Genomic DNA, 26,697 nt, shown 5'->3' with positions numbered 1-26,697 from the left:
TCTGCTCGGGTGTCGGGTGAGCCTGCGGTTTGCTTCGCTGCACCTCCGTCTCACCCGGTGTTGTTCGTCGGGTGAGCCTGCGGTTTGCTTCGCTGCACCTCCGTCTCACCCGGTGTTGTTCGTCGGGTGAGCCTGCGGTTTGCTTCGCTGCACCTCCGTCTCACCCGATGACCGGGCGCTCCTCGGGGAAGCGTACGACGCGCCGCCGGTCACGCAGCGCGATCGCGCCGAGGACGGAGATGGTCCCCACGCGGCCGAGGTACATCAGCGCGCACAGCACGTACTTGCCGCCGTCCGGCAGGTCCCCGGTGACGCCGGTGGACAGCCCCACGGTGGCGAACGCCGAGATGACCTCGAACAGGATCTCCGACAGCGAGAAGTCCGTGATGCTGAGCAGGGCGATGCAGGAGGCGAGCACCATCGTCGCGCCGATGAACACCACCGCGATGGACAGCCGCAACGTGTCGCGCGGGATCCGTCGGCCGAACACGTCGATGTCCCGGTCGCCGCGGGCCTCCGCGAGGATCGCGAGGAGCATGACCGCCAGGGTGGTCACCTTGATGCCGCCCGCCGTCGACGCCGACCCGCCCCCCACGAACATCAGGGCGTCCATCACCAGCCACGACTCCCCGTTCATCTCGCCGGTGTCGACCGTGCTGAACCCGCCCGACCGCGGCATGACCGACGCGAACGCCGCCGACAGGAGCTTCGTCGGCACGTCTTGCCCGCCGAAGGTCCGAGGGTTGGTCCACTCCATCGCGCCGATGGCCACGAAGCCCGCCACGAACAGCGCGACGCTCGTGCTCACGGTCAGCTTCGTGTGCAGGGAGAGGTGGCGGTACCAGCGCCGGCCGTACCGGCGCGCCTGCAGGACGTTCGCCATCACCGGGAAGCCCAGCGCCCCGACGAACACCCCCAGACCGATCGGGACGACGACGAGCCAGTCCGAGGTGTACGGCATCAGGCCCTCGGTGGTCGGCACGAAGCCCGCGTTGTTGAACGCTGAGACGCCGTAGAAGACGGCGTGCCACAGCGCCGAGCCGAAGCTCTCGCCCAGTGCCAGGAAGCGGGGCAGCAGGATCGCCGCGACCGCCGCCTCGATGCTCACCGAGACCACGACGATGAGCCGGATGAGGTAGCCGACCTCGCCCAGGCTGCTGGTGCGCACCTTGGCCTCGGAGGCCGTCAGCAGCTTCTGGGTGAGACCGATGCGCCGCGAGACGGCCATGCCGAGCAGGGAGGCGAGGGTCATCACCCCGAGCCCGCCGATCTTGATCCCGGCAAGGATGACGGCGTGCCCGTACTCGGACCAGTAGGAGCCGGTGTCCACCACGACGAGCCCGGTCACGCACACCGCCGAGACGGCGGTGAACAGCGCGTCGACGAAGCGTGCCCCCTCGCCGGACCCCGTGGCCCACGGAGGCAGCAGCAGGAGGGTGAAGACGACGATGACCGCGCCGAAGACGGTCATCGCCAGGCGCGCCGGGTACTCCCGGGCCGTGCGGTCCGTCCACTCCCGGAGCGTCGCACCGCGGTCCCGCCACCTCGTCGCCACCGACCGGTTCCTCCGTCGTCTCATCCGCCAGGCGTCTGGCCCAGCCTGCCACGGGTTCGGCTACCGTGGCGGGATGTCCGTCGCCCGGCTGCTGTGGAGCCCCGAGCTCCTGACCTACGACTTCGGCCCGGGGCACCCGATGGCGCCGGCCCGGCTCGACCTCACCCTGCGGCTCGTCACGGCGTTCGGTCTGCTGGACCAGCCCGGGCTCGGCCTGGCGTCGATCCCTCCGAGCAGCGACGCGCTGGTCCGCACGGTGCACGACGCGGAGTACATCGCCGCGGTGCAGCACGCGGCGCGGACCGGCGAACCGGACCTGGCGCGCGGCCTCGGCACCGAGGACGACCCCATCTTCGCCTCGATGCACGAGTCCGCCTCCCGGCTCGTCAGCGCGTCGGTGGCGGCCGCCGAGGCGGTGTGGACGGGCGAGGTGCAGCACGCGGTCAACGTCGCCGGCGGGATGCACCACGCCCGACGGGGTGCCGCCTCGGGGTTCTGCGTCTACAACGACGCCGCGGCCGCGGTGCAGCGGCTGCTCGACCTGGGTGCCGAGCGGGTGGCGTACGTCGACCTGGACGCCCACCACGGCGACGGGGTCGAGTCGATCTTCTGGGACGACCCTCGCGTGCTGACGGTGTCGGTCCACCAGGACGGCCACACCCTCTTCCCGGGCACGGGCAACCCCGCGGACACCGGTGGCCCCGGCGCGGAGTGCTCGGCCGTGAACGTCGCCGTGCCGCCCCGTACCGACTCGGCGCGCTGGCTGCGGGCGGTCGACGCCGTGGTGCCCTTGGTGCTGCGGGAGTTCCGGCCGGACGCGATCGTGTCGCAGCACGGCACGGACGCGCACGGCAACGACCCGCTGACGGACCTGAACGTGGGGATCGACGCCCAGGTGGAGGCGGCCTCGTGGGTGCACGCGCTGGCGCACGAGCTGTGCGACGGCCGGTGGGTCGCGCTGGGCGGGGGCGGCTACGCCGTCGTCGACGTGGTGCCGCTCGTGTGGTCGGCACTGGTGGCCGAGGCGGCCCACGTCCCGATCTCGCCGGGCACACCGCTGCCCGCGACGTGGCGTACCGCCGCCGAGGAGATGTCCGGGCTGGTGCCCGCGACGGCGCTCGGGCGCGGCGAGGTGGCATGGCGGTCCTGGAGCGAGGGCTACGACCCCTCGGACGCGGTGGACCGCGCGGTGCTGGCGACCCGCCGGCACGTCTTCCCGGGCCTGGGCCTCGACCCGTTCCTCGACTGACGTTCGAGGCACCGGCTCGGGTCGGGTATTCTGGGGGACGGACTTTTTCGCGTTGGTCGGCAGTGCTTGGTCCCGGGGTTCGTTCGCACGGACACCGGGCACAGGATCGTCGGGACCAACCGGCCTCCATCACCGATCAGCATTGTGAGGACCTCATGGGCTCCGTCATCAAGAAGCGTCGTAAGCGCATGGCGAAGAAGAAGCACCGCAAGCTGCTTCGCAAGACGCGCCACCAGCGCCGCAACAAGAAGTGACGCCGCGCCCGCCGACGGCGGGCCGCGCGCAGCGAGCCCGGACCCCGATCAGGGGTGCCGGGCTCTTTGCGTGCTCTCAGCGTCCTCGAAGCCGCCGGCGCACGCTGCGCTGGGCGGCGCGCAGCACGAGGCCCAGCACCCAGGCGGCGCCGGCCCAGGAGGCCGTGCGCATCCCCCGTCCCGCGACCCGCTGGCTGCGTCCGCGGAACTCCCGGATGGGCCAGCCGACCTCCTTGGCGTGCCGGCGCAGGCGGGCGTCGGGGTTGATCGGGCAGGGGTGACCGACCGACCGCATCATCGGCAGGTCGTTGAGCGAGTCGCCGTAGGCGAACGACGCGTCGAGGTCGAGGCCCTCGCGCTCGGCGAGCTCGCGGACGGCGGCCCCCTTGGCCTCGCCGTGCATCAGGTCGCCGACGAGGGCGCCGGTGTAGTAGCCGTCGGAGTGCTCGGCGATCGTGCCGAGGCAGCCCGTGGCGCCCAGCCGGCGGGCGATGAGCCCGCCGATCTCCACGGGGGTGGCGGTGACGAGCCAGACCTCGTCCCCGGCGGCGAGGTGCTCGTCGAGGAGGCGCTTGGTGCCGGGGAAGATGCGCAGCTCCAGCACGGTGTCGTACACCTCCTCGCCGACCGCGGTGATCTCGGCGACGGACCGGCCGGCGATGAGGGACAGCGCCCGCGTGCGGACGGTCTCGATCTGGGAGCGCGACTCGCCGAACACGAGGTACTTCGCCTGGATCCAGCCGAAGCGCAGCAGGTCCCGGGTCCCGAAGAACTTGCGCTGGTACAGAGCCCTGGCCAGGTGGAAGGCGCTGGCGCCCCGGATGATCGTGTTGTCGACGTCGAAGAAGGCTGCTGCCGTCGGTCCGACCGTGGGCGCAGCATGAGACGACATGTCGCCCACTGTAGTAGCGCCGATACGCTGTGCTCGTGAGCAGGACCTCGACCCGACCAGACGCGTCCCGGGTGGTCGTGTACAGCAGGGCGGACTGCCACCTGTGCGACGAGGCACGGGCGGTGGTCGCCGCGGTGTGCGCCGAGATGGGCGAGACCTGGCAGGAGATCGACATCGACGCCGAGCCCGCTCTGGTGGAGCGGTACGGCGACTACGTGCCCGTCGTCGAGGTGGACGGCGTGCAGCAGGGGTTCTGGCGGATCGACGCGGCACGATTGGCGCGGCGGCTGGCCCGGCCCCCGGGAGGGAAGAACACGTGATCGAGATCGGTGAGGTGACGGTGCCCGCGGCGACGGTGGCGCGGCTGCCGTACTACCTGCGCGCCCTGCGGGACCTGATGCGCGAGGGGGTGGCGACGACGTCGTCGTCCGACCTCGCGGACCGGTCGGGGGTGGGGTCGGCACAGCTGCGCAAGGACCTGTCTTACCTGGGGTCGTTCGGGACACGAGGGGTGGGGTACGACGTCGAGTCGTTGTCGTCGTACATCGCCACCGCCCTGGGCCTGGGGTCCGAGCACCGGCTGGCGATCGTCGGCGTCGGCAACCTGGGGCACGCGCTGGCGAACTACTCGGGGTACGCCGCGCGGGGGTTCCAGGTGGTCGCTCTCCTGGACGCGGACCCTGCCGTGGTGGGCGGCCGGGCCGCCGGGCTCGAGGTCGAGCACGTCGACGGGCTCGAGCGCATCATCGTCGAGCGGCACGTGTCGATGGTCGTGCTCGCCACGCCGGGTCCCCCGGCGCAGGAGATCGCCGAGCGTGTGGTGGGCGCGGGCGTGCGCGAGATCCTGTCGTTCGCGCCGGTCGCGCTCCACGTGCCCGACGACGTCGTCGTGCGCAGCGTGGACGTCGCGGGCGAGCTGCAGATCCTGGCGTTCCACGCCGCGGCACGCCATGCCAACGGCGTCGCGTCCGCAGGAGCGGACGGGGTGACCGCCGGCTGACGCTCCGCCGGGTGAGGGTTCTCGTGCACGGTCGCGTTCACGGGCGCTGCGCGCCCTCCGCTTCGGGGTGGACGACCGTGCCTGAGAACCCTCACCCGGCTCTGGCGTTCTGTCGGAGCGGGCTCGCGCCGGTCAGCCCTGGGCGATCGCGGAGACGTCGAGCGCGATCTTGACCTTGTCGCCGACGAGGAGGCCACCGGTCTCGAGCGCGGCGTTCCAGGTGAGGTCGAAGTCCTTGCGGTTGATCTCCAGCTCGGACTCGAACCCGGCGCGGTCGTTGCCGAAGGGGTCCTTCGCGGTGCCGGCGAACTCGGTCGGCAGCGCGACCGTCTTGGTGACGCCGTTGATCGTGAGGTCGCCGGAGATGACGTAGTCGTCGCCCTCGTTGTCGATGCTCTTCGAGGCGAAGGACCACACGGGGTTCTCCTCGGCGTGCCAGAAGTCGGCGCTCTTGAGGTGGCCGTCGCGGTTCTCGTCGCCGGTGTTGACCGACGCGGCGTCGAGCTCGGCGGAGACCGAGGTGGTCTCGAGGTCGTCGCCGACGGTGATCTCGCCGGCGGCGATGCCGATGGTGCCGCGGACCTTGGAGATGCCCGCGTGGCGGACGGAGAAGGACGCGGTGGAGTGCGCGGCGTCGATGACGTAGGTACCGGAGTTGAGACCTGCGGGCAGCGGCGTGGCCATGAGTGATGCTCCTTGTGAGTGGCTGTCGTGGGCGATGTGGTCGTCCCACGGGGCGATTCCATCGAAATGCATGAACAGTCGGTCGTCAACGGGTATTCCCGGACCGGGGGACCACCGCCCACGACCGTGAGGCCCGTCACGGAGGGGCTGGGACGAGCCTGGACCGGACCTGAGGACCCCTCCGGTCTGGGACACTGGGGGCCATGGCCACCACCACCGTCCATCTCCTGCGGCACGGCGAGGTCCACAACCCTGACGGCGTCCTGTACGGGCGCATCGCCGGCTACCGCCTGTCCGACCGCGGCCGGCGGATGGCCGAGCGCGTCGCGGAGCACCTGTCCGACGGCGGACGTGACGTCGCCGCCGTCGTCGCCAGCCCCCTGCAGCGTGCTCAGGAGACAGCCCGGCCGACCGCGTCGGTGTTCGGCGTCGAGCTCGCGACCGACGACCGGCTCGTCGAGGCCGGCAACAGCTTCGAGGGCACCACGATCGGCAAGCGTCCCGGACAGCTCGCGCACCCCCGGTACTGGAAGTACCTGTGGAACCCGCTGCGGCCGTCCTGGGGCGAGAGCTACGCCGCGCAGGTCGCCCGGATGCGGGCCGCCGTCGACGACGCGCGCCGCACCTATGCCGGCCACGAGGTCGTGCTGGTCAGCCACCAGCTCCCCGTCTGGGTGACGCGGCGGGCCTTCGAGGGGCGCCGGCTCGCGCACGACCCGCGTCGCCGCGAGTGCGCCCTCGCCTCGCTGACGTCCCTGACGTTCGACGACGACCGGTTCGCCGGTCTGCACTACTGCGAGCCCGCCGACGACCTGCTCGCCGGTGCCGACCCCGTGCCGGGCGCCTGATGGGTCGCGCCACCCGGTCCCGCGTCCGGGCGATCGCCCTGGCAGCCTCCCTCGGGCTGCTCGCCGCGTGCGGGCCGGCAGACTCCGGGGCGGGCGACGTCGTCGGGCAGGGCTTCGTCTCGGGCGACGGCTCGGTCCAGCAGTGGGAACCCGACGAGCGCGGCGACGCCGTCGTCGTCGAGGGCACGTCGTTCGAGGGGGACGAGATCTCCACCGCCGACTGGAGCGGCGACGTCGTCGTGCTCAACACCTGGTACGCGGGGTGCGCGCCGTGCCGCGCTGAGGCGCCCGACCTGGTGGCGCTCGCCGAGGACCGCGCCGACGACGGTTTGCACCTGCTCGGCATCAACACCGAGGACGACGCCGGCACCGCCCTGGCCTTCCAGCGCACGTTCGACGTGGGCTACCCGTCGATCGAGGACCGCAGCGGACAGGTGGTCGCCGGCCTGTCCGGCGTCGTGCCGCTGCAGGCCGTCCCGTCCACCGTGGTGCTCGACGGCGAGGGACGCGTCGCCGCGCGCGTCGTCGGACAGGTCGCCGGCTCCACCCTCGACGGGATCGTCGACGTCGTGCTCTCCGAGGACGGCGGAGACGTCGCGCAGGGTGAGGGGCGAGGGACGAGGCACTCGGCCGGAGCAGAGGCGCAGGTGTCCGCGGTGACCAGTTCCGAGGACGGCGGAGACGTCGCGCAGGGTGAGGGGCGAGGGACGAGGCGCTCGGCCGGAGCAGAGGCGCAGGTGTCCGCGGTGACCAGTTCCGAGGACGGCTGACCCATGGGTGAGTTCTTCGCGACGACGGCGGTCAGCGGCTCCCTGCTGCTGGCCGTGCTCGTCGCGCTGCTCGCCGGCCTGGTGTCGTTCGCCTCGCCGTGCGTCCTGCCGCTGGTGCCCGGGTACGTGGGGTACGTCGGTGGTCTCGCCGCGGCCAACGCCGGGACCACGGGCGGTGCAGCGGGCGGGACGACGACGGCCGCACCCGCGCGCGCTCCCGGGCGCGGTCGCGTCGTCGCCGGGGTCGGGCTGTTTGTGCTCGGCTTCACCGCGGTGTTCGTGGCCCTCATGGCGGCCGCCGGCGCCGTGGGCTCCTACCTCGTGCGGTACGAGGACGTGCTGGTGCGGGTGCTGGGACTCGTCGTGATCGTCATGGGGGTGGCGTTCCTCGGCGGCATCGGGATCCTGCAGCGTGAGCGCCGCCTGCACGTCAGCCCTCGCGCGGGCCTGTGGGGCGCGCCGCTGCTCGGCGTGGTGTTCGGGCTCGGCTGGACCCCGTGCCTCGGCCCCACGCTCGCCGCGGTGCAGTCCCTCGCCCTCAACGAGGCGTCGGCCGGACGAGGCGTGGTCCTCGGGATCGCGTACTGTGTCGGGCTCGGCGTGCCGTTCCTCCTGGTCGCCCTCGGTCTGCAGTCCTCGCAGCGCATGCTCGGGTTCCTGCGCCGGCACCGGCTCGCGATCATGCGGATCGGCGGCGGGCTGCTCGTCGCGATCGGGCTGGCCATGGTCACCGGCCTGTGGGGCTCGCTGACGAGCGTCCTGCAGAGCTGGATCAGCGGATACACGACGGTGGTGTGATGAGCGGTCGCAGCTATCGTCCCGAGGGGATCGCGGACGAGTTCACCCAGGGCGCCCGCGGCGGCGAGACGACCGACGCCGAGGCCGGGCCGGCGGCCGGTGCGCCGCCGTCGGGCACCGCACGGGCACCCAGGATCGGCTGGCGCGGCATGCTGCGCTGGACCTGGCGCCAGCTCACGAGCATGCGCGTGGCGCTCATGCTCCTCATGCTCCTCGCCGTGGCCGCGGTGCCGGGGTCGATCCTGCCGCAGCGCAGCCAGGACCCCGCGGCCGTCCTCGAGTACCTGGGCGACAACCCGACGGCGGGGGAGTGGCTCGACCGGCTCGGGTTCTTCGACGTCTACTCCTCGGCCTGGTTCTCGGCGATCTACCTGATGCTGTTCGTCTCGCTGGTGGGCTGCATCGTGCCGCGCACGATCGCGCACGCCAAGGCGCTGCGGAACCGGCCCCCGCGCACGCCGGCGCGGTTCGGCCGCTTCCCCGCCCAGGCGTCCGGGACGACGTCCGCGTCGCCGCAGGCGGTGACCGACGCCGTCGCGCAGCACCTGCGCGGCCGGTCACGGTGGCTCCCGACGTTCCGCGTGGACACGGCGGACGACGAGGCGCGCGCGGCGCGCGGCCGGGTGCCCGCCCGGCCGGCGGCCCGCACCGTGGCCGCCGAGCGCGGCTACCTGCGCGAGAGCGGCAACCTGCTGTTCCACCTGGCGCTGCTCGGCCTCGTCGTCGCCGTCGGCGTCGGGCAGCTGATGCACTACCGCGGTCAGGCGATCATCACCGAGGGGCGCGGGTTCGCCAACGCCGTCGTCGACTACGACACGTTCGAGAGCGGTGCCTGGTTCCAGCCCGAGTCGCTCGTCCCGTTCTCCATGACGCTGGACGAGTTCACGTCGGAGTTCGCGACCGACGGCGCGGCGTTCGCTCAGTCGCGGGACTTCACGGCCTCGGTGACGGTGACGGAGCCGGACGGGTCGGCGTCCGAGGAGACCATCAAGGTCAACCACCCGCTGGTGATCGACGGGTCCAAGATCTACCTGCAGGGCAACGGCTACGCCCCGGAGATCACGGTGGAGGACGCCGAGGGCGAGGTCGCGTTCTCCGGGCGGGTGCCGTTCATCCCGGAGGACCAGCTCTACACCTCGCGCGGCGTCGTCAAGGTCCCGGACGTCACGGGCGGGCTCGACCAGGTGGGGCTCATCGGCTACTTCCTGCCGACGGCGGTCATCGACCCCGACGGCTCGGCCCGCTCCGTCTTCCCCTCGCCCGAGGACCCGCTGCTCGTGCTGGAGGTGTACCGCGGCGACCTCGGCCTGGACGACGGTGTGCCGCAGAACGTGTACCGCCTCGACACCGAGAACCTCACGGCCTCCGTGGACGAGGACGGCGAGCGGGTCACGCTCCTGCTCGAACCGGGGGACCGCGTCGAGCTGCCCGACGGTCTCGGGACCGTCACGCTCGGCGAGGACGTCCCGCGGTACGTCGCCCTGGACCTGCGCCACGACCCCTCCCTGGGCTGGGTGCTGGGCTTCTCCCTGGCCGCGCTCGTCGGCCTGACCGGCTCGCTGTTCCTGCCGCGCCGCCGCGTCTGGGTGCGATCCTGGGAGCACGAAGGCGTCACGCACGTCGAGGTCGCGGGCCTGGCCCGCGGGGACGACCTCGGCCTGCAGCCCGAGGTGGACCGCACGCTGGCCGCGGTCCCCGAGCTCGCCCCCCTGCCCGACCCCGTACCGACGCACGACCCCGAGAGAGGCTGACCATGGAGATCGCCGAGCTGAGCGACCTGCTCGTCTGGGCTGCCGCGACCGCGCTGGCCGTCGCGATGATCGCGTTCGCCGTCGACCTGGGCCGGCGCACCGACGAGCGCGTCGGCGCCCGCACGCAGGAGCGGGCGGTCGTCGGTGCCGGGCCGACGACGAGCGTGACCGCCGACGCACCGGTCGGGGCCGAGCCGCGCCGTCGGGCCGCCGGGATCGCGATGTCCACCACCTGGCTGGCGACGGCGATGCTGCTCGCCGCGATCGTCCTGCGCGGGCTCGCCGCGGGGCGGGCGCCGTGGGCCAACATGTACGAGTTCACGATGGTCGGCTCGTTCATCGCGCTCGTCGTGTTCCTCGTGCTCAACCTGCGCCGGGACGTGCGGTTCCTCGGGGCGTTCGTCACCGGGCTCGCCACCCTCTTCCTCGTGGTGGGTCTCAACTCGTTCCACGTCGCCGCGACCGGTGTGCAGCCGGCGCTGCAGAACTACTGGCTGGTCCTGCACGTCGGTGTCGCCATCGTGGCCACCGGCATCTTCACCGTCTCGTTCGTGATGTCGGCGCTGCAGCTGCTGCGCGACTCCCGCGACACCGGCAGCCCGTTCCTCACCCGGCCGGGCTTCCGGTGGCTGGACCGCACCCCGGGCCCGACCGCCCTGGAGTCGATGTCGTTCCGGCTCAACGCGGTCGGGTTCGTGCTGTGGACGTTCACGATCATCGGCGGCGCGATCTGGGCGGAGGACGCCTGGGGCCGCTACTGGGGCTGGGACCCCAAGGAGGTCTGGAGCTTCGTCATCTGGGTCGTCTACGCGGCCTACCTGCACGCGCGCACGACGCGCGGCTGGTCGGGGCGCCGGGCAGCGTGGTTCGTCGTCGTCGGCTACGCCTGCGTGCTGTTCAACTTCACCGGCGTGAACCTGATCTTCAACGGCAAGCACTCCTACTCGGGCATCAGCTGACCCGCACCGCGAGGTAGCGCTCGCGGACCGCGAGGTAGCGCTGGCCCCCGCGAGGTAGCGCGCACCCACCTCGTGGGACCGGGCGTCAGCTCGCGGTGTCGTCGCCGCCCTCGCGGCGCTGCTGGCGACGCTTCTCCTGCTCCAGCCGCCACAGGAAGTCCGGGTCGTCGTCCGGGGCCACCGGGCCGGACGGCCGGCGAGGACCGCGACCGGGGCGCGCCCCGCGGCCGCCGGATCCTCCGCGGCGGCGCGACTGCTTGGTGGCGATCCAGGTGATCGGGCCGAAGATCGGCAGCAGGACGATGATGACGACCCACAACCACTTCGGCAGACCGGCGCGATCCTCCTCCTCGGACGCGGAGAGGTCGGCGAGGCTGTACACCAGCAGGCCGACGACGGCGAGGCCGACCAGGACGCGGAACATTCCTCCAGCCTAGTTCGCCCACGGACCGGGGCCGAATCGCGGTCGGCACGGACGGGACCGACCGGACCGACCGGACCGGCCGACGGAGCGCCGGACGTATCCTGGGGCGGTGCCTCTCGTGATCTACACCCTGCTCCGCCTGCTGCTGTTCGCCGTCGCGCTCGGCGGTGGCTACCTGGTCGGCCTGCGGAGCTGGCTGCTGGTGCTGGTGGCCGTCGTGGTCGCGTTCGCGGTGTCCTACCTGGTGCTGCCGAAGCAGAAGGACGCGGCCGCGCGCTGGCTCGCCGAGCGCGCGGAGCGTCGTCGCGCCGGCCAGGAGGGGCTGGGCCGGATCATCGACGAGGACGCCGCCGCGGAGGACTGGGACCACGAACCCGGCCGCGCCGACGCGCCGAACAGGAAGCCGGGCCCGCAATAGCGGCCCGTTCCGGGCCCAGCTTCCTGGTCGGCGTCGGGAGGCGGTACTACAGCGCCAGGCCGAGCCCGAGCAGCACGCCGTAGGCGAGCTCGAACATCCCCGTGCCGGCGAGCACCGGGACCAGCGCCCTGCCGCGTGCACCGGCGATCACCGGCACCGCCAGCAGCACGGCGGGCAGCAGGAGCAGGGCGACGAGGAACGCCCACGGGTTCCAGACCGCGCAGGCGAGCCCGAGGAGCACCGGCAGCACCACCCACAGCGCGTACAGCCGCCGGGCCCGGTGGTCGCCGAGGCGCACCGCCAGCGTCCGCTTGCCGGCCACTACGTCGGTGGGGATGTCCCGGATGTTGTTGACCATCAGCAGCGCGCAGGCGATGAGTCCCACCCCGACGGCGCCCAGCACCGCGGGCCAGGTGATCCGGTCCGCCTGGGTGTACGTCGTGCCGAGGGTGGCCACCAGCCCGAAGAACACGAACACGCCGACCTCGCCGAGACCCGCGTACCCGTACGGCCGCTTGCCGCCGGTGTAGTACCACCCGGCGAGCATGCTGACCGCGCCGACGGCGATCAGCCACCAGTGCCCGCTCACCGCGCACAGCGCCAGCCCGAGCACACCCGCGACCCCGAACGCGCCGAACGCGGTGGCCCTGACCTGTCCCGGCCGCGCGATGCCGGAGGCGGTGAGCCGCAGCGGGCCGACCCGGTCAAGGTCGGTGCCGCGGACGCCGTCGGAGTAGTCGTTCGCGTAGTTGACGCCGACCTGGAGCGCGAGGGCCACGCCGAGCGCGAGGACGGCGGGCAGCCAGGCGAAGGCGTCGACCTGCGCGGCGGCACCGGTGCCGATAGCCACCGGTGCGGCGGCGGCGGGCAGGGTCCGGGGGCGCGCTCCGGCGACCCACTCGGCCGTGGTGGCCATGCGTGCTCCTCTCAGTCGCGCGCCGCACGGGCGCGCACCAGGTCGACGACGGCGGCACGGTCGACCTTGCCGGGACCGCGCAGCGGCAGGGAGGCCACCCGCAGGATGCGGCGGGGCGCGGCGGCCGGGCCGAGTCTATCCGCGACGACGGACCGCACCCGGGCCAGCTCGGCCGCCTCCCACGCGCCAGACCCTGTGGGTGCACGACGCGCCGCTGGGCCGGGCGTCTCGACGGCGTGTCGTGCACCCACAGGGTCGGAGAGCACGGCCACGAGCTCCTGACCCCACTCGTCGTGGGGCACGCCGACGACGCACACCTCGGCGCCGAGCAGCTCGCCGAGCACGGACTCCACGGCCGCGGGGGCGACGTTCACCCCGCCGGTGACCACGACGTCGTCGGCGCGGCCGAGCACGCGCAGCACCCCGTCGGTCAGCGTGCCGAGGTCGCTGGTGCGGAACCAGCACCCGTCCGCGTCGTCGTGGAACGCCGCAGCCGTGGCGTCGTCGTCACCGAGGTACCCGACGGCGAGCGTCGGGCCCGCGAGCTCCACCACCCCCACCGAGCTGTCAGAGCGAGCAGTCGGTACACCCCGTCCGCGTTCTGACAACTCGGAGAGGGGAGCGAGCCGGACCTGCACGCCCGGCAGCGGCACGCCGTCGTACACGCACCCGCCGGCGGTCTCCGACATGCCGTAGGTGCGTACCACGGGCACGCCGGCGTCGCGGGCGCGGGCCAGCAGCCGCGGTGGGGTCGCGGCCCCGCCGAGCAGCACCGCACCACAGCGGGCCAGCGCGTCGAGGGCGGCCGGTGCACCGCCGTCGGCGGCCTCGACCACGCGGTGGAGCTGGGTCGGCACGAGGGAGACGTGCACCGGGTCGCCGGTGGCCAGGGGTGCGTCGAGCAGGTCCGCGAGCCCCGCGGGCGTGAAGCGGCCCTCGGGGGCGGCGGTCAAGGGGGTGCCGGCGAGCAGTGCGCGGACGATCACCTGCATGCCAGCGACATGGGTGGGCGGCAGGGTCAGCACCCAGCGGCCGGCGGCACCGAGGCGCTCGCGGGTCGCGGTGGCCGACGCGCGCAGTGCCTCAGCGGTCAGGGCGACCTCGCGCGGCGTCCCCGTCGAGCCGGACGTGCGCACCACCAGCGCGGTGCCCGACGGCGGTGCCTGCGCCGTGAGGCGGGGCAGCGGCGCGACGGGTGGGCCGCCGTCGAGCGCACGGCGCACACCGTCGACGAGCGTGGCGAGGTCGGGAGTGCTCACCGGCTCACGATAGGCCGCGCGGGGCGGTGGTCACGGGGCGCCCGGTTCACGACCTGCTCTGCGCGGACGGCGCGACGTCTGCTCGCGCCCAGCAGAGTCGTCCCGGGCGCGCGTCGAGCGGCTGGACAGCCTCGCAAGGTGCCCCGTGACGTACCGTGTGCGGCAGAACACACCGTTGGAGGACTGATGACCGCACGGTTGACGCGGCTGGCGGCGCCCGGCGCGCTCCTCGGGACCGCCCTGCTCCTGGCTGCCTGCAGCGGGGAGGAACCGGCCCCCGCGCCCACGACGACCGTCCCGGCCGCCGTCGACGGTGCCCCGAAGGCGTCGCCGCCCACGCCGGAGGTGCCGACGGTGTGGCCGCTGACCGGGGTCGAGTCGGACGAGGTCGCGGACCGTCCGGCGTTGGCGATCAAGATCGAGAACTCGCGCGAGGCGCGGCCGCAGACCGGGCTGACGCAGGCCGACATGGTCTGGGAGGAGGTCGTTGAGGGCGGCATCACCCGCTACGTGGCGGTGTACCACTCGAGCGTCCCGGAGACCGTGGAGCCGGTGCGGTCGGTGCGGCCGATGGACCCGGCGATCGTCGCGCCGCTGGACGGCATCCTCGCCTACTCCGGCGCCCAGCCGCCGTTCATCGACGCGGTGAACGACAGCGGTACGCAGTCGGTGATCATGGACGCCGGCGACGCCGGGTTCAGCCGTGACCCGAACCGGTACGCCCCGCACAACGTGATCGGTGACCCGGAGGCGTTCCTCGCCCAGGCCGACGGCGAGCGGACGGTCCCGCCGCCGGAGCAGTTCGCGTTCCGGGACGACCCGGGGGAGAGCACCGCGGAGACCGACGGGAAGCCCGCCTCCGGTCTGGAGGTCGTCATGTCCCGCATGCAGACCACCGGGTGGACGTGGGACGGGGACTCGGAGACCTGGCTGCGCAGCGAGGGCAGCAGCCCGTCGATGGCGGCGTCGGGGGACCAGCACGCGGCGACCAACGTGGTCGTGCTCGAGGTGGAGGTCGTCGCCACGGAGTTCCACGACTCGTCCGGTGCGGCGGTGCCCGAGACGAAGCTCGTCGACTCCTCCGGGCCCGGTGTGGTGGCGAGCGGGGGCAGCACGGTCGAGGTCGAGTGGTCCAAGGGCGCGCTCGACGACCCGATCGAGCTGACGGCCGGCGGTGAGACCGTCGAGCTCGAGCCGGGCAGCACGTGGATCGGACTGATGCCGCAGTCGACCGGTTCCCTCACCGTCTCCGAGTGAGCGACGCCCGGCGGGCGGATCCGGTCAGTAGGCGTAGGGAAATCCCGACCAGTCGGGGTCGCGCTTGGCGAGGAACGCGTCGCGACCCTCGACGGCCTCGTCCGTCATGTACGCCAGGCGGGTCGCCTCCCCGGCGAACACCTGCTGGCCCATGAGCCCGTCGTCGGCCAGGTTGAAGGCGAACTTCAGCATCCGGACGGCCTGCGGCGACTTGCCGGCGATGGTCCGGGCGTACTCCACCGCGAGGTCCTCCAGGCCTTCGTGGTCCGCGACCTCGTTGACCCCGCCCCAGCGCTCGGCGTCATCCGCCGAGTACTCCCGCGCGAGGAAGAAGATCTCCCGCGCCCGCTTCTGGCCGACCTGGCGCGCCAGGTAGGCCGAGCCGTACCCGCCGTCGAACGACCCGACGTCGGCGTCGGTCTGCTTGAACTTCCCGTGCTGACGGCACGCGATCGACAGGTCGGCGACCACGTGCAGCGAGTGCCCGCCCCCGGCGGCCCAGCCGTCGACGACGGCGATCACCACCTTGGGCATGGTGCGGATGAGGCGCTGCACCTCCAGGACGTGCAGCCGCCCGGCGCGGGCCGGGTCCACGGCGTCGGCGTCGTCACCGAGGCGGCCCGCGCCGTCGGGCGTCGTGTACCGGTAGCCGGAGCGTCCCCGGATGCGCTGGTCCCCGCCGGAGCAGAACGCCCAGCCGCCGTCCTTGGGAGACGGTCCGTTGCCGGTGAGCAGCACGGTCCCGACGTCGGAGGTCATCCGGGCGTGGTCGAGCACCCGGTACAGCTCGTCGACGGTGTGCGGGCGGAACGCGTTGCGCACCTCGGGCCGGTCGAAGGCGACCCGGACGACCGGCAGGTCGCGCACGACGGCGCCCGCTGTGTCGCGCTCCACGCCCCGGTGGTACGTGAGATCCGTCAGGTCGTCGAACCCGGCGACCGTGCGCCAGCGGCCGGCGTCGAACGTCTCGGAGACGGGTGCGGGGAGGTCGCTGTTGCTCACGCGAGCCAGCGTAGTGCGCTCCACGGGCTGTCGGCCGCTCCGGTCCCTGTCTGCAGAGTGACGTCCTGTACCACTGCAGGATGCAGCCTGGACGGCCTGCAAACTGTCGTCGTCGCTGGTGGCGTACATCGAGAGGATCGCCGAGCGCACCGGTGTACCCGCGGTGCTCGGCGTGATCACCGGCAGCGAGTACGGCTACGTGCGACCGGACGGGGTGGTTGTCGCCTCACAGGTGGATGGTCACGTCGCCCTCGTCACGGAGCGTGGCCACGATCTCGTCGACCGCCGCGCTCTGCTGCTCGCCCATCGCCTGCTGGGCCAGCTGGTCGCGGACGTCCTCGAAGGGCGGGATCTCGGCCTGCGAGGCACCCTCGCCACCCTGGGACTCCATCTGCTCGACGATCGTGTCGTACTGCTCGCGCAGCTCGTCCTCGCTCGGTTCCTCGACGTCCGCCTCGGCCTCGATGTAGGCGTTGACCTCGAACTGCGAGGCCGCGTCCGAACGCACCTCGTCCTCCGAGATGCCCTGCTCGCCGAGAGCGGCGATCACCTCGTCCGCGGACTGCATCCCGTTCTGCGTCGCGATGCCGGCGAGCGTGGTCCGGACGTCCTCCTCGGTCGCCTCGATGCCGGACTGGTCGGCCGCCTGCGTCAGCAGCCGGTTGCCCACCAGCTGCTCGACGACCTGCTTCTTGAGGGCGGCCTGGTCGACCTCCTGGCCGGTGCTCTGCTGGGACATCGCCGCCTGCTGCAGCTGACCCTCGTAGGTGGTGACGAACTCCTCACGCTCGACCTTCTCACCGTTGACCTCGGCGACGACGTCGGGCACGTCCTCCAGGTCGGCCTCGGGCAGGCCGGCGCCGGCCTCGGGCGCCCCCGCGCTCGGGCTACTCTCAGGATTCTGGTCGTCGGTCTCGGACGTGCAGCCGGCGAGCGCGACGACCGCGGCCACAGAGAGCGCGACGAGCGGGCGCTTGATCGACATGGTCACTCCTCGTGATGGGTACTGGTCCACCGACCGTAGTCACACGAACCTGGGAGCGGGTCGACCGGATGATCAGGTCCCGTTCAGGAACGGGGCGGGGCGAAGCGCCCTCGGCACGCCAAGCTCTTGCAGGGCATGCCGAGCATCCGCGCGCGTCGTCCTGAAAATCTGCACACACGGGAGGCACCATGGAGGCATGAACACGATGCCACCTCGAGACACCGAGGTCGCCGACCCGGACGAGGTCGTCGACGAGCTCATCGCCTACGACGCCGCCTCCTTGCGCCGTGCGACCGCCGCCACGCAGTCGGTCCCGGTGACGACGGCGCGCGGCGGGAACCGCTGGACGTACCGCACGCCGCCCGAGGAGTTCACGGACTGACGGAGGGACCTGCGCGGCACCGGCCGCGCGGCCCGGCCCGCTCGTCCTACCCTGAGAGCGTGCCCGCCACCCTCTCCGCGACGAGACAGGACCGGTTCGTCTGGTCGTCCTCGTTGCGCACCCGGTTCCGCCACCTCGACGTCCGCGACGGAGTGCTCCTGCGCGGCGAGGCCGGCTGGGGCGAGCTGAGCCCCTTCTGGGAGTACGACGACGCCGAGTCGGCCGCGTGGCTGCGCGCTGCCCGGGAGGCGGCGGACCACCCGTTCCCCGTGCCCGTCCGCGACCGTGTGCCGGTGAACGTCACCGTGCCGGCCGTCGGGCCGGAGCGCGCCCGCGAGATCGTGCTCGCCTCCGGTGGCTGCCGCACGGCCAAGGTCAAGGTCGCGCAGCGCTCTGCCGGGGCCGGGCCGGGTCCGGTCGAGCCCGTCGGTGCGGAGATCGCCCGCCTCGAGGCCGTGCGGGCCGCCTTCGACGAGGCCGGGATGCCCGACGCTGCGATCCGCGTGGACGCGAACGGCGCCTGGTCGCTCGACGAGGCGCTGCACCGCATCCCGTTGCTGGACGCGGCGGCCCGCGGGTTGGAGTACGTCGAGCAGCCGTGCACGACGGTCGCCGAGCTGGCGGCGGTCCGCCGCGGCACCGACGTGCCCGTCGCGGCCGACGAGTCGATCCGGCGCGCCGCCGACCCGCTGCGGGTGGTCCGCGAGGAGGCCGCCGACGTCGTGGTCCTCAAGGTGCAGCCGCTCGGCGGCGTCCGGGCGTGCCTGGAGCTGGCCGAGCAGGTCGGGCTGCCGGTCGTCGTGTCCTCGGCGATCGAGTCGTCCGTGGGACTCGCGGCCGGCGTGGCGCTCGCCGCCGCTCTGCCCGAGCTGCCGCACGCCTGCGGGCTCGCCACCTCCCAGCTCCTCGTCCGCGACGTCACCGACGTCCCGCTCCTGCCCGTCGACGGCAGCCTGCCGGTGGGCCGGGTCGCCCCGCAGGCGCGGGCCCTGACGGCCGCCGCGGCGCCGTCTGAGCTGCGCGAGAGGTGGTTCGCCCGCCACGACCGGCTGGCCGCCCTGCTGGACGCGGAGGGCGCCGCATGACCGCCGTGCCGCCGCCGGACCCCAGCCCGGCCGTGGACGCGGCGCGTGCCCTGGTCGCCGACCTCGTCGCCCAGGGCGTGGGCGACGTCGTGCTGGCACCCGGTTCGCGCTCCGCCCCTCTGGCGTACGCGCTGGCCGAGGCGGACGCGCGCGGCGACCTCGTCCTGCACGTGCGGATCGACGAGCGTTCGGCCGGCTTCCTGGCTCTCGGCCTGTCCCGCGGGTCGGCCGTCGGTCCGGCGGCCGACGGCGGCGCCCCGGCCGCGCTGGGTCCGGCGGTGCGACCTGTCGGCGTCGTGACGACGTCGGGCACCGCGGTGGCGAACCTGCACCCGGCGGTCCTCGAGGCGCACCACGCCCGGCTGCCGCTGGTCGTGCTGACCGCCGACCGGCCGCACGAGCTGCGCGGGACCGGCGCGTCCCAGACCACCGACCAGGTGGGGATCTTCGGGACCGCGGTGCGTGCCGCCGTCGACGTCCCTGCTCCGGACGGCCGCCCCGGGGAGGTCCGCGACCTCCTCGCCACGGCCCGCCGGGCGCTGGCTGCCGCCCGCGGGCTGCGCGACCGGTACCCGGGTCCCGTCCACCTCAACCTGGCCTACCGCGATCCGCTGCACCCCCCGAGCTGTCAGGACGTGGACGACGCCAACGTCGCGGAGAGCCTGACAGCTCGCGCGGCTCCCGAGCTGTCAGGACGTGGGCGACGCATACCTCGTGGAGAGTCTGACAACTCGTGGGGGGCGGTCGACGTCGTGGAGCCCGCTCCGGGCCCCGGCGCCGACCCGGCCCTGCCCGGCCACCCGTCCCGCACCCTCGTGGTCGCCGGGGACGGCGCCGGACCGGACGCCCGGCGGCTCGCCGAGGCGCAGGGCTGGCCGCTGCTCGCCGAACCCTCCTCGGGCAGCACCGGCGGACCGCTCGCCGTCGTCGCGCACCGCTCGGTGCTCGGGGCCGACGGCCTGGCCGACGACGTCGCGCACGTCGTCGTCCTGGGTCACCCCACCCTGTCCCGCCCCGTGCAGCGGCTGCTCGCCCGGCCCGGCGTCGCCGTCACCGTCGTCGCCCCCGGAGGCGGCCCCTGGCCCGACGCCGCCCGCAACGCGCGCCGCGTCGTCGAGTCGCTGCACGAGCGGTGGTTCGTGCCTACCGAACCGGCCGATGGCGGGGCCTTCCGTACCCGATGGCGCGCGGCCAGCGACGCCGCGGCCGCCGTCGTCGACGCGGCGACGTGCGACGAGGCGGTGGCGGACGGGCTGCTCACCGCCCCCCACGCGGCGCTCGCGGTCGCCCGCGCCGTCGTCACGGTCTCCGCCCCGCACGACGTGCTGGTGGTCGGGGCCTCGAACCCGGTCCGCGACGTCGACCTCGTGCTCGGCCTACGGACCGAGCCGTCCCCGCTGGTCCTGGCGAACCGGGGCCTGGCGGGCATCGACGGCACCCTGTCCACCGCCGCGGGTGTCGCGGTCGGCGCCGCGCGCACCGGGCGCCGCACCCGTGCCCTCGTCGGAGACCTGACGTTCCTGCACGACGTCGGCGGGCTGCTGCACGGCCCGGGCGAGCCCGCCGTCGACCTCGACGTGGTCGTGGTCAACGACGACGGCGGCTCGATCTTCGCGACGCTGGAGCACGGGGCGCTCGCGGCGGCGGGGCCGACGGCGGCCGCGACCTTCGAGCGCGTGTTCGGCACCCCGCACGGGGCGAACCTGGCCACGCTCTGCGCCGGGTACGGCGTCGACCACCGGCTCGTCGAGGACGTCTCCTCGCTGCGCCACGCCCTGGCCGGCCCCTCGCACGGGGTGCGGGTGGTGGAGGTGCGCGTACCGCGCGCCGACCGGCTCGCCGAGTCGCGCGACCTCACGGCTCGCATCCACGCCGCGGTGGTCGGCGGAGGGAGTCGCTGACGGCCCTCGACCGGCACTGAGCGTCCACGTCTCAGGCGATTCACAGGTTCGCCCAAGGGGTGCCCCAGGATCAGGGTGTTGTCTGGTGCCAGGACATCGAGGAGAGGGCACATGAGCACCGACAACACGTCACCGCAGAACCCGTCGCGCGACGAGCACCCGGTCGAGCACCCGACCGTGCCGTTGCCGCCCGTCCAGCAGCCCCAGCCCGCGCAGTTCGCGCACCCGACGGAGCCCGCGCATCCGGAGCACCAGCGGGCGGCGGCCGCCCCGCCGTACCAGGACCGCACGTCGCCGCAGGCGCCCACCGCGACCGGAGCGCCGTCGTCGTACCCCGCCGGCTACCCGCAGCAGCCGCCGGCACCGTACGGAACCCCGCAGCAGCAGCAGCGCCCGCAGCGTCAGCGCGGGGTATGGGTCCCGGTCGTGGCCGCCGCGGCCGGTGCCGCGGTCCTGGCGAGCGGTGCGACCTACGCGCTCACCGGCCCCCTGGCCGGGGACGGCGCCTCGTCGCTCGCGGACGTCGGCACGCCCGAGCAGAGCACCACCGCTCCCGTCGCGAGCTCGTCCGACCAGAACCCCGACTGGCAGGCGGTCACCGCGGCCGTCGCGCCGTCCGTCGTCGCCATCCAGGTCGCCGGGCAGGGTGGCGGGTCCGAGGGCTCCGGCGTCGTCCTCGACGCCGAGGGGCACATCCTCACGAACAACCACGTGGTGTCCGGCGCGGCCGACGGCGCCGTCCAGGTCACGCTCAGCGACGGCCGCCTCTACGAGGCGTCGATCGTGGGCACGGACCCCACCACCGACCTCGCCGTCGTGCAGCTCGACGACGCCCCGGACGACCTGGAGCCCGCCACCTTCGGTGACTCCGACGCCGTGCAGGTCGGCGACTCGGTCCTCGCGGTCGGCAACCCGCTCGGCCTGGCGAACACGGCGACCACCGGCATCGTCTCCGCCCTGGACCGGCCCGTGGCCGCCTCGGGCGACGACTCCGGCGAGGTCGTGGTCACCAACGCGATCCAGATCGACGCCGCCATCAACCCCGGCAACTCCGGCGGGCCGCTGTTCGACGCCCAGGGTCGCGTCGTGGGCATCACGTCGTCCATCGCCACGCTCTCCGGCGGTGGGCAGTCCGGCTCGATCGGTCTCGGGTTCGCGATCCCCGTGAACCTCGGGACCGACGTCGCCGAGCAGCTCGTCGAGGGCGGGACGGCCGAGCACGCGTTCCTCGGCGTCTCCCTCGGGGACGCCGCCGCGGAGGCCGACGGCGTGACGCGCCGCGGGGCCGAGGTCGGGCAGGTCACGGACGGCTCGCCCGCCGCCGAGGCAGGCCTGCAGCCCGGCGACGTCATCGTGGCCATCGACGACGACGCCGTCAACGGCGCGGAGTCGCTCACGGCGTACGTGCGCGAACGGTCCGCCGGCGAGCAGGCCACGATCACGTACGTGCGCGACGGGCAGACCCAGACCGCCGACGTGACCCTCGCCGTCCGCGAGGAGACCACGGGCTCGCAGGGCTCCCAGGCCCCGGAGCAGGGCGGCCCCCAGGACGGCCAGGACAGCCAGGACGGGCAGGACGACTCGTCCACCGACCCGACGCAGCCCGACAACATCCCGGACTGGTTGCACGAGCTCTTCGGCGACTGATCCCCCACCCTCCCGCGGCGCACCGGTGTCCCCCCTTCGTCCGTCGCTGCCGCGGGACCGGTCGGACCTCCCCGGTCCGGCCGATCGCGGCCGGGTCGGCACGGTGCCGACCCGGCCGCGTCGTGCGTGAGCGCCCGCAGGGCGGCGCTCACCTCCGCCTCAGGGTGCTGTCGGGCGCCTGCGGCTCAGGCGCCGAGAGCCCAGCGCATGGGGACCAGCTTCGCCTCCGACTCGGCCAGCTCGGCCTGCGGGTCCGACGCCGCGACGATGCCGCAGCCCGCGAAGAGCCGCACGTGGCGGGGGTCGTCACCGAGCTCCGCGGACCGCAGCGCGATGCCCCACTCGCCGTCGCCGTCGGCCCCGACCCAGCCGACCGGTCCGGCGTACCGGGAGCGGTCGATCCCCTCGATCTCGCGGATGAGGTCCCGGGCCGCCGTCGTCGGGGTCCCGCACACCGCGGCCGAGGGGTGCAGCGCCGCGGCGAGTGTCAACGAGCTGGCGTGCGTCGCGGGATCCAGCACCGCCGTGACGTCCGACGCGAGGTGCATGACGTTGGGCAGGTGCAGCACGAACGGTGCGTCCGGGACGTTCATCGACGAGCAGAACGGTTCCAGGGCGTGGGCGACCGAGCGCACGGCGAACTCGTGCTCCTCGAGGTCCTTGGAGGACCGGGCGAGCTGAGCCGCGTGCAGCAGCGCGTCGTCGTCGCTCATGCCCGGTTCCCGGCGGATGGTGCCCGCCAGCACCCGCGACGTCACCAACCCCTTCTCGCTGCGCAGCAGCAGCTCCGGCGTGGCCCCGACCATCCCGGCCACGGAGAAGGTCCAGCACGAGGAGTAGGCCTCGGCGAGCCGCGCGAGGACCCAGCGCGGGTCGACCGGCCGTTCGGTCGTCGCGAGCACCTCGCGGGCCAGGACGACCTTCTCCAGCTCGCCCGCCTGGATGCGCTCCACCCCCTCGGCGACGACGGCCGGCCAGTCGCGGGCGGCCACGGCGCCGTCGGACAGGGTCACCCGTCCCGGGTCGCCGACCGGGGCGCGCCCCGTGCGCGCGAGGGCCTCGGAGCTCGGCGCGTCGAGCTGGTCGGCGCGGGAGACCGTCGTCATCCAGCACACGTCGCCGCGCCGTCCGACGATCACACGGGGCACCACCAGCGTGCCCTCCGGGCGGGCGCCGCCGAAGTGGTCGCCGGTGCCGCCGTCGTCGAACGCGAAGGTGCCGAACGCGACGGGCCCGGTGCCGGGCAGGCCCACCTCGTCGCGCACGACGGCGTGGTCGAGGGTCGCGCGCCAGGCAGCCTCCGCGTCGGCGAACCGGCCCGGCCCGAAGGTGTCGAGGCGGAGCACCTCGCCCCAGCCCACGATCCCGTCGCCCCGGCGCACCCACGCCAGGGGGCGGGTGTCGGGAAGCAGGTCGACCAGCGCGGTGAGGTCGGCGGGCAGCCGCTCGATCCGGGTGGTACGCACGACGAGCGGTTGCGGCTCGGGGGCCTGCGCGTGGCTGCCGGAGGACGCGCCCGACGGCGGGACCGGCGCCGGGTAGGGCGTGGCGGACATCGGTCCCAGGATACGCCGCGCACGGTGACCGGCTCGCGGGCGGGCCCGCCCGCGCGTGCACGACGGCGCCGGCGTCGTCGTGGGACGATGTGGCCCATGTCCCGCGCCAGCCTGGAGAAGAACCCCGCCGAGGTCGCGTCGATGTTCGACGGGATCGCGCGGCGGTACGACCTGACGAACGACCTCATCTCGCTCGGCCAGGACCGCCGCTGGCGCCGAGCCACCGTGGCGGCGGTGGGGGCGGGGCCGGGGGAGAAGGTGCTCGACCTGGCCGCCGGGACCGGGACGTCGAGCGAGCCGTTCGCGGACGCGGGCGCCGTCGTCGTGCCCTCCGACTTCTCGCTGGGCATGCTGCAGGTCGGCAAGGAGCGCAGCGCCGACCTGCCGTTCGTGGCGGGGGACGCCACGCGGCTGCCGTTCGCGGACGCGGCGTTCGACGCGGTGACGATCAGCTTCGGGCTGCGCAACGTCGTGGACACCCCGGCCGCGCTGGCCGAGATGCTGCGCGTGGTGCGGCCGGGCGGACGCGTGGTGATCTGCGAGTTCTCGCACCCGACGTGGGCGCCGTTGCGCGCCGCCTATCTCGAGATGTTCCTCCGAGGGCTTCCGTCCGTCGCCGGTGCGGTCACCCGGGAGAAGGGCTCCTACGAGTACCTCGCGGAGTCGATCCGGGCCTGGCCCGACCAGGAGACGCTGGGCCGGATGCTGCTGGCGGCCGGCTGGTCGCGGGTCGGCTACCGGAACCTCTCGGGCGGCATCGTCGCCCTGCACCGGGCGACCCGGCCCGCCTGAGCACCGAATGTCTCGATTCGGTACGGTTCGGCGCTCCGAAACGTATCGAATCGAGACTTTCGCAGCCTGCGGGGTCAGCTCTTGCTGAACTCGGCGACCTTCTCCTGGACGCGGGGGTCGTTCCAGGTCTCGGTGGCCCATCCCTTGGCCTGGTCGAGGGTCGAGCGACCCTTCTCCGTGCCGAGGAAGTAGCCCAGCGCGGCGCCGATGACCAGCGCGGTGGTTGCCTTCATGGTGCGGTGCCTCCTGTGGCAGATGCGGGTGGAACGGTGCGTGGATGCGGTTCGACCGTATGCCGCCACCTGCCCCGACGCCACCCTGCACGTCAGGGAAGGGTTGCCTTCCTACACATCTGCCGAGGAACGTGACTAGAGTGACGGCTGAACGTTGTGACTGAGTTCACAAGACGTCCCCGGCAACGGAGTCGGGGTCTCTCGTCAGGGAGGTGAGGCAGTGCGTGCATCGCATCGCGACGACGCCGACGTGATCGTCGTCGGCGCCGGTCCGGCCGGTGCCTCGACCGCGCACTGGTGCGCCTCGGCGGGCCTGGACGTGATGCTCCTCGACAAGGCGTCCTTCCCCCGCGACAAGGTCTGCGGCGACGGTCTGACGCCGCGCGCCGTGGCCGAGCTCGCCCGGATGGGCGTCGACACCCGTGCCGACGACGGCTGGATCCGCAACGAGGGCCTGCGCGTGGTCGCCGGCGGACGGTCCTGGGAGCTCGCCTGGCCCGAGCTCACGACGTACCCGGGCTACGGGATGGCCCGGTCACGCATGTCGCTCGACCACCGCCTGGTCCAGCACGCCCAGGCCTCGGGCGCCAAGCTCGTCGAGCGCACCCGCGTCGCCGGTGCGCTGACGGACGACGCCACGGGTCGTGTGGTGGGCGTGACGGCGCGGCCGCTCGACGGCCGCGGGCGCGCCGACGGCCCCGCGACGGCCTACCGCGCCCCCGTCGTCGTCGCCGCCGACGGCGTGTCCTCACGCTTCGCGACGACGCTCGGCATCACCCGCCGCGACGACCGCCCGATGGGCACGGCGGTGCGCACCTACTTCCGTACCGACCAGGCCGGTGGCGCGACCTCGCGCCACGAGGACGCCTTCATGGAGTCCCACCTCGAGCTGTGGGACGGCGTACCGGGAGAGTCGAACCTGCTGCCCGGCTACGGCTGGATCTTCGCGCTCGGGGACGGCACCGCGAACGTCGGGCTGGGATCCGTGAGCTCGACGCCCGCGCGCCAGTCCGCCACGGGGCACGACTACCGCGCGCTCATGGCCGCGTGGATGCGCAACACGCCGGCGGAGTGGGGCTTCACGGAGGAGAACCAGGTGGGCCCCGTCCGCGGTGCCGCGCTGCCGATGGGGTTCAACCGGTCCCCGATGTACTCGGCCGGCGCGCTGCTCGTCGGCGACTCCGCCGGGATGGTCAGCCCGTTCAACGGTGAGGGCATCGCCTACGCGCTGCAGGCAGGTCGCGTCGCCGCCGACGCGATCGCGCAGGCCCGCACCCGGGTCACCGACGACGCCCGCGAGCGCACCCTGGCCACCTACGCCGACCGGATGCGTGACGACCTGGGCGGGTACTACACGCTCGGTCGCTGGTTCGTGCGGCTCATCGAGCACCCCGCGGTGATGCGGCTGTGCGTGCGGCACGGGCTGCCGCGCCGGGTGGTCATGCAGTTCGTCCTCAAGCTGCTCTCGGACTGCTACGAGCCCCGCGGCGGTGACTGGGTCGACCGGGTCATCGCAGGGCTCACCAGGGTGGTGCCCCGTGCGTGAGATCGAGGAGTCCCCGCGGAGGGACGCCGAGGGACGTGGTGTGCCGGAGCGAGGCACCGCAGAGCTCGCGCGGAGGAGTGTGGCATGAGACCCGACGTGGCACGAGGGAGTGACACCGACGTGATCGATCCAGGCGAGGAGATCCGATGAGCAACCCGTACGTCCCGGTGCTGGTCCTCATGGGGATCGCGGCCGTGCTCGCCCTGGGCGGCGTGGCGGCGAGCGCCGTCATCGGTCCGAAGCGCTACAACCGCGCCAAGCTCGACGCCTACGAGTGCGGCATCGAGCCGACCCCGCTCGCGATGGGCGGCGGTCGCCTGCCCATCAAGTACTACCTGGTGGCCATGACGTTCATCGTCTTCGACATCGAGGTGGTCTTCCTCTACCCGTGGGCGGTGGACTTCGCCGTCCTGGCCGGGTTCGGGCTGGCGGCGATGCTCATCTTCCTGGTGCTGATCACCGTGCCGTTCGTCTACGAGTGGCGGCGCGGCGGGTTCGACTGGGTCTGACAGGCAGTTCGGCAAGGGTGCCGCC

Annotated in this window: 28 protein-coding genes; 18 read left to right on the top strand and 10 right to left on the bottom strand. The window is 73.5% G+C overall.

Annotation, left to right across the window (positions count from 1 at the left end; translation table 11 throughout):
- Positions 1 to 160 precede the first annotated feature (160 nt).
- Complete coding sequence (locus UQW22_RS01500) at positions 161 to 1,579, bottom strand: TrkH family potassium uptake protein (RefSeq protein WP_407319070.1); 1,419 nt, start codon at positions 1,577 to 1,579, stop codon at positions 161 to 163.
- Between the two features lie 49 nt (positions 1,580 to 1,628).
- Between UQW22_RS01500 and UQW22_RS01495 the strand changes: the two genes are divergently transcribed.
- A complete protein-coding gene (locus tag UQW22_RS01495) occupies positions 1,629 to 2,804 on the top strand; it encodes an acetoin utilization protein AcuC (protein WP_407319069.1) in 1,176 nt (391 codons plus the stop codon).
- A gap of 155 nt (positions 2,805 to 2,959) precedes the next feature.
- Positions 2,960 to 3,058, top strand: coding sequence for a 30S ribosomal protein bS22 (locus tag UQW22_RS01490; protein WP_003792170.1), 99 nt, complete (start codon positions 2,960 to 2,962; stop codon positions 3,056 to 3,058).
- Between the two features lie 76 nt (positions 3,059 to 3,134).
- Here the strand turns inward: UQW22_RS01490 and UQW22_RS01485 are convergent, their stop codons facing one another.
- The gene (locus UQW22_RS01485) at positions 3,135 to 3,950 is read right to left on the bottom strand and encodes an HAD family hydrolase (RefSeq protein ID WP_407319068.1); all 816 of its coding nucleotides are present in this window, start codon (positions 3,948 to 3,950) and stop codon (positions 3,135 to 3,137) included.
- Positions 3,951 to 3,985: 35 nt separating this feature from the next.
- On the opposite strand from UQW22_RS01485, the gene UQW22_RS01480 reads away from it, so the two are divergent.
- Entirely contained in the window at positions 3,986 to 4,270 is a 285-nt protein-coding gene (locus UQW22_RS01480) for a glutaredoxin family protein (RefSeq protein ID WP_407319067.1), read from the top strand.
- Positions 4,267 to 4,950, top strand: a complete 684-nt coding sequence (locus tag UQW22_RS01475) for a redox-sensing transcriptional repressor Rex (protein ID WP_407319066.1) — start codon at positions 4,267 to 4,269, stop codon at positions 4,948 to 4,950. Before UQW22_RS01480 ends, UQW22_RS01475 begins: the two co-directional genes overlap by 4 nt.
- 132 nt (positions 4,951 to 5,082) lie before the next feature.
- Here the strand turns inward: UQW22_RS01475 and UQW22_RS01470 are convergent, their stop codons facing one another.
- On the bottom strand, positions 5,083 to 5,634 hold the full coding sequence (locus UQW22_RS01470; RefSeq protein ID WP_407319065.1) for a YceI family protein: 552 nt from the start codon (positions 5,632 to 5,634) through the stop codon (positions 5,083 to 5,085).
- A 203-nt stretch (positions 5,635 to 5,837) separates the two neighbouring features.
- On the opposite strand from UQW22_RS01470, the gene UQW22_RS01465 reads away from it, so the two are divergent.
- The 5 genes from UQW22_RS01465 to ccsB are packed head-to-tail and all read left to right on the top strand — an operon-like array spanning position 5,838 to position 10,760.
- Positions 5,838 to 6,482, top strand: coding sequence for a histidine phosphatase family protein (locus UQW22_RS01465; protein WP_407319064.1), 645 nt, complete (start codon positions 5,838 to 5,840; stop codon positions 6,480 to 6,482).
- Positions 6,482 to 7,252 carry a TlpA family protein disulfide reductase gene (locus UQW22_RS01460; protein WP_407319063.1) on the top strand — a complete coding sequence of 257 codons (771 nt, stop codon included), beginning with the start codon at positions 6,482 to 6,484 and terminating at the stop codon, positions 7,250 to 7,252. Before UQW22_RS01465 ends, UQW22_RS01460 begins: the two co-directional genes overlap by 1 nt.
- Before the next feature lie 3 nt (positions 7,253 to 7,255).
- Positions 7,256 to 8,050 carry a cytochrome c biogenesis CcdA family protein gene (locus UQW22_RS01455; protein WP_407319062.1) on the top strand — a complete coding sequence of 265 codons (795 nt, stop codon included), beginning with the start codon at positions 7,256 to 7,258 and terminating at the stop codon, positions 8,048 to 8,050.
- Positions 8,050 to 9,801, top strand: coding sequence for a cytochrome c biogenesis protein ResB (locus tag UQW22_RS01450; protein ID WP_407319061.1), 1,752 nt, complete (start codon positions 8,050 to 8,052; stop codon positions 9,799 to 9,801). Before UQW22_RS01455 ends, UQW22_RS01450 begins: the two co-directional genes overlap by 1 nt.
- Positions 9,802 to 9,803: 2 nt before the next feature.
- Positions 9,804 to 10,760: a c-type cytochrome biogenesis protein CcsB gene (gene ccsB / locus UQW22_RS01445; protein ID WP_407319060.1), complete on the top strand. Its 957-nt coding sequence runs from the start codon at positions 9,804 to 9,806 to the stop codon at positions 10,758 to 10,760.
- A gap of 85 nt (positions 10,761 to 10,845) precedes the next feature.
- On the opposite strand, the gene UQW22_RS01440 is transcribed toward ccsB, so the two are convergent.
- The gene (locus UQW22_RS01440) at positions 10,846 to 11,184 is read right to left on the bottom strand and encodes a PLD nuclease N-terminal domain-containing protein (protein WP_407319059.1); all 339 of its coding nucleotides are present in this window, start codon (positions 11,182 to 11,184) and stop codon (positions 10,846 to 10,848) included.
- Positions 11,185 to 11,293: 109 nt separating this feature from the next.
- On the opposite strand from UQW22_RS01440, the gene UQW22_RS01435 reads away from it, so the two are divergent.
- Positions 11,294 to 11,602, top strand: a complete 309-nt coding sequence (locus UQW22_RS01435; RefSeq protein ID WP_407319058.1) for a DUF4229 domain-containing protein — start codon at positions 11,294 to 11,296, stop codon at positions 11,600 to 11,602.
- Between the two features lie 46 nt (positions 11,603 to 11,648).
- Here the strand turns inward: UQW22_RS01435 and UQW22_RS01430 are convergent, their stop codons facing one another.
- Positions 11,649 to 12,518: a 1,4-dihydroxy-2-naphthoate polyprenyltransferase gene (locus UQW22_RS01430; RefSeq protein WP_407319057.1), complete on the bottom strand. Its 870-nt coding sequence runs from the start codon at positions 12,516 to 12,518 to the stop codon at positions 11,649 to 11,651.
- Between the two features lie 11 nt (positions 12,519 to 12,529).
- Positions 12,530 to 13,777, bottom strand: coding sequence for an AMP-binding protein (locus UQW22_RS01425; RefSeq protein ID WP_407319056.1), 1,248 nt, complete (start codon positions 13,775 to 13,777; stop codon positions 12,530 to 12,532).
- Between the two features lie 186 nt (positions 13,778 to 13,963).
- Here UQW22_RS01425 and UQW22_RS01420 point away from each other — a divergent pair, with 186 nt between their 5' ends.
- Positions 13,964 to 15,034 (top strand): DUF3048 domain-containing protein, encoded by a 1,071-nt coding sequence (locus UQW22_RS01420; protein WP_407319055.1) that lies wholly within the window; start codon positions 13,964 to 13,966, stop codon positions 15,032 to 15,034.
- Between the two features lie 24 nt (positions 15,035 to 15,058).
- Here the strand turns inward: UQW22_RS01420 and UQW22_RS01415 are convergent, their stop codons facing one another.
- Together UQW22_RS01415 and UQW22_RS01410 are read right to left on the bottom strand one after the other, a co-directional pair.
- The gene (locus UQW22_RS01415) at positions 15,059 to 16,036 is read right to left on the bottom strand and encodes a 1,4-dihydroxy-2-naphthoyl-CoA synthase (protein WP_407319054.1); all 978 of its coding nucleotides are present in this window, start codon (positions 16,034 to 16,036) and stop codon (positions 15,059 to 15,061) included.
- Positions 16,037 to 16,262: 226 nt separating this feature from the next.
- The gene (locus UQW22_RS01410; protein WP_407319053.1) at positions 16,263 to 17,021 is read right to left on the bottom strand and encodes a SurA N-terminal domain-containing protein; all 759 of its coding nucleotides are present in this window, start codon (positions 17,019 to 17,021) and stop codon (positions 16,263 to 16,265) included.
- Between the two features lie 196 nt (positions 17,022 to 17,217).
- Between UQW22_RS01410 and UQW22_RS01405 the strand changes: the two genes are divergently transcribed.
- The 4 genes from UQW22_RS01405 to UQW22_RS01390 all read left to right on the top strand — a co-directional run bounded on the left by UQW22_RS01405 (position 17,218) and on the right by UQW22_RS01390 (position 22,036).
- The gene (locus UQW22_RS01405; protein ID WP_407319052.1) at positions 17,218 to 17,403 is read left to right on the top strand and encodes a hypothetical protein; all 186 of its coding nucleotides are present in this window, start codon (positions 17,218 to 17,220) and stop codon (positions 17,401 to 17,403) included.
- A gap of 59 nt (positions 17,404 to 17,462) precedes the next feature.
- Positions 17,463 to 18,488 carry an o-succinylbenzoate synthase gene (locus tag UQW22_RS01400; RefSeq protein ID WP_407319051.1) on the top strand — a complete coding sequence of 342 codons (1,026 nt, stop codon included), beginning with the start codon at positions 17,463 to 17,465 and terminating at the stop codon, positions 18,486 to 18,488.
- Positions 18,485 to 20,389 (top strand): 2-succinyl-5-enolpyruvyl-6-hydroxy-3-cyclohexene-1-carboxylic-acid synthase, encoded by a 1,905-nt coding sequence (gene menD / locus UQW22_RS01395; protein WP_407319050.1) that lies wholly within the window; start codon positions 18,485 to 18,487, stop codon positions 20,387 to 20,389. Before UQW22_RS01400 ends, menD begins: the two co-directional genes overlap by 4 nt.
- A gap of 111 nt (positions 20,390 to 20,500) precedes the next feature.
- Positions 20,501 to 22,036 (top strand): S1C family serine protease, encoded by a 1,536-nt coding sequence (locus UQW22_RS01390; protein WP_407319049.1) that lies wholly within the window; start codon positions 20,501 to 20,503, stop codon positions 22,034 to 22,036.
- A gap of 185 nt (positions 22,037 to 22,221) precedes the next feature.
- On the opposite strand, the gene UQW22_RS01385 is transcribed toward UQW22_RS01390, so the two are convergent.
- Positions 22,222 to 23,592: an isochorismate synthase MenF gene (locus tag UQW22_RS01385; RefSeq protein WP_407319048.1), complete on the bottom strand. Its 1,371-nt coding sequence runs from the start codon at positions 23,590 to 23,592 to the stop codon at positions 22,222 to 22,224.
- A gap of 96 nt (positions 23,593 to 23,688) precedes the next feature.
- Between UQW22_RS01385 and UQW22_RS01380 the strand changes: the two genes are divergently transcribed.
- Positions 23,689 to 24,384, top strand: a complete 696-nt coding sequence (locus tag UQW22_RS01380) for a demethylmenaquinone methyltransferase (RefSeq protein ID WP_407319047.1) — start codon at positions 23,689 to 23,691, stop codon at positions 24,382 to 24,384.
- A gap of 74 nt (positions 24,385 to 24,458) precedes the next feature.
- On the opposite strand, the gene UQW22_RS01375 is transcribed toward UQW22_RS01380, so the two are convergent.
- Positions 24,459 to 24,617: a hypothetical protein gene (locus tag UQW22_RS01375; protein WP_407319046.1), complete on the bottom strand. Its 159-nt coding sequence runs from the start codon at positions 24,615 to 24,617 to the stop codon at positions 24,459 to 24,461.
- Between the two features lie 220 nt (positions 24,618 to 24,837).
- Here UQW22_RS01375 and UQW22_RS01370 point away from each other — a divergent pair, with 220 nt between their 5' ends.
- Together UQW22_RS01370 and UQW22_RS01365 are read left to right on the top strand one after the other, a co-directional pair.
- Positions 24,838 to 26,163 (top strand): geranylgeranyl reductase family protein, encoded by a 1,326-nt coding sequence (locus UQW22_RS01370; protein ID WP_407319045.1) that lies wholly within the window; start codon positions 24,838 to 24,840, stop codon positions 26,161 to 26,163.
- Positions 26,164 to 26,309: 146 nt separating this feature from the next.
- The gene (locus tag UQW22_RS01365; RefSeq protein ID WP_407319044.1) at positions 26,310 to 26,672 is read left to right on the top strand and encodes an NADH-quinone oxidoreductase subunit A; all 363 of its coding nucleotides are present in this window, start codon (positions 26,310 to 26,312) and stop codon (positions 26,670 to 26,672) included.
- Positions 26,673 to 26,697: the final 25 nt, after the last annotated feature.

The sequence above is a fragment of the Isoptericola halotolerans genome, assembly GCF_045689585.1.
GTDB classification, from domain to species: Bacteria; Actinomycetota; Actinomycetes; order Actinomycetales; family Cellulomonadaceae; genus Isoptericola; species Isoptericola halotolerans_B.
Note: the sequence above shows the minus strand (reverse complement) of the source record. Positions and strands in the feature narration are given on the sequence as shown.

Excerpts from the sequence above, each read along its gene's own strand:
- UQW22_RS01430 (WP_407319057.1), bottom strand. The coding sequence starts at position 12,518 with ATGGCCACCACGGCCGAGTGGGTCGCCGGAGCGCGCCCCCGGACCCTG.
- UQW22_RS01405 (WP_407319052.1), top strand. The coding sequence starts at position 17,218 with ATGAACACGATGCCACCTCGAGACACCGAGGTCGCCGACCCGGACGAG.
- UQW22_RS01470 (WP_407319065.1), bottom strand. The coding sequence starts at position 5,634 with ATGGCCACGCCGCTGCCCGCAGGTCTCAACTCCGGTACCTACGTCATC.
- UQW22_RS01465 (WP_407319064.1), top strand. The coding sequence starts at position 5,838 with ATGGCCACCACCACCGTCCATCTCCTGCGGCACGGCGAGGTCCACAAC.
- UQW22_RS01485 (WP_407319068.1), bottom strand. The coding sequence starts at position 3,950 with ATGTCGTCTCATGCTGCGCCCACGGTCGGACCGACGGCAGCAGCCTTC.
- menD (WP_407319050.1), top strand. The coding sequence starts at position 18,485 with ATGACCGCCGTGCCGCCGCCGGACCCCAGCCCGGCCGTGGACGCGGCG.
- UQW22_RS01455 (WP_407319062.1), top strand. The coding sequence starts at position 7,256 with ATGGGTGAGTTCTTCGCGACGACGGCGGTCAGCGGCTCCCTGCTGCTG.
- UQW22_RS01375 (WP_407319046.1), bottom strand. The coding sequence starts at position 24,617 with ATGAAGGCAACCACCGCGCTGGTCATCGGCGCCGCGCTGGGCTACTTC.
- UQW22_RS01490 (WP_003792170.1), top strand. The coding sequence starts at position 2,960 with ATGGGCTCCGTCATCAAGAAGCGTCGTAAGCGCATGGCGAAGAAGAAG.
- ccsB (WP_407319060.1), top strand. The coding sequence starts at position 9,804 with ATGGAGATCGCCGAGCTGAGCGACCTGCTCGTCTGGGCTGCCGCGACC.
- UQW22_RS01420 (WP_407319055.1), top strand. The coding sequence starts at position 13,964 with ATGACCGCACGGTTGACGCGGCTGGCGGCGCCCGGCGCGCTCCTCGGG.
- UQW22_RS01365 (WP_407319044.1), top strand. The coding sequence starts at position 26,310 with ATGAGCAACCCGTACGTCCCGGTGCTGGTCCTCATGGGGATCGCGGCC.
- UQW22_RS01440 (WP_407319059.1), bottom strand. The coding sequence starts at position 11,184 with ATGTTCCGCGTCCTGGTCGGCCTCGCCGTCGTCGGCCTGCTGGTGTAC.
- UQW22_RS01500 (WP_407319070.1), bottom strand. The coding sequence starts at position 1,579 with ATGAGACGACGGAGGAACCGGTCGGTGGCGACGAGGTGGCGGGACCGC.
- UQW22_RS01385 (WP_407319048.1), bottom strand. The coding sequence starts at position 23,592 with ATGTCCGCCACGCCCTACCCGGCGCCGGTCCCGCCGTCGGGCGCGTCC.
- UQW22_RS01450 (WP_407319061.1), top strand. The coding sequence starts at position 8,050 with ATGAGCGGTCGCAGCTATCGTCCCGAGGGGATCGCGGACGAGTTCACC.
- UQW22_RS01380 (WP_407319047.1), top strand. The coding sequence starts at position 23,689 with ATGTCCCGCGCCAGCCTGGAGAAGAACCCCGCCGAGGTCGCGTCGATG.
- UQW22_RS01410 (WP_407319053.1), bottom strand. The coding sequence starts at position 17,021 with ATGTCGATCAAGCGCCCGCTCGTCGCGCTCTCTGTGGCCGCGGTCGTC.
- UQW22_RS01495 (WP_407319069.1), top strand. The coding sequence starts at position 1,629 with ATGTCCGTCGCCCGGCTGCTGTGGAGCCCCGAGCTCCTGACCTACGAC.
- UQW22_RS01460 (WP_407319063.1), top strand. The coding sequence starts at position 6,482 with ATGGGTCGCGCCACCCGGTCCCGCGTCCGGGCGATCGCCCTGGCAGCC.
- UQW22_RS01390 (WP_407319049.1), top strand. The coding sequence starts at position 20,501 with ATGAGCACCGACAACACGTCACCGCAGAACCCGTCGCGCGACGAGCAC.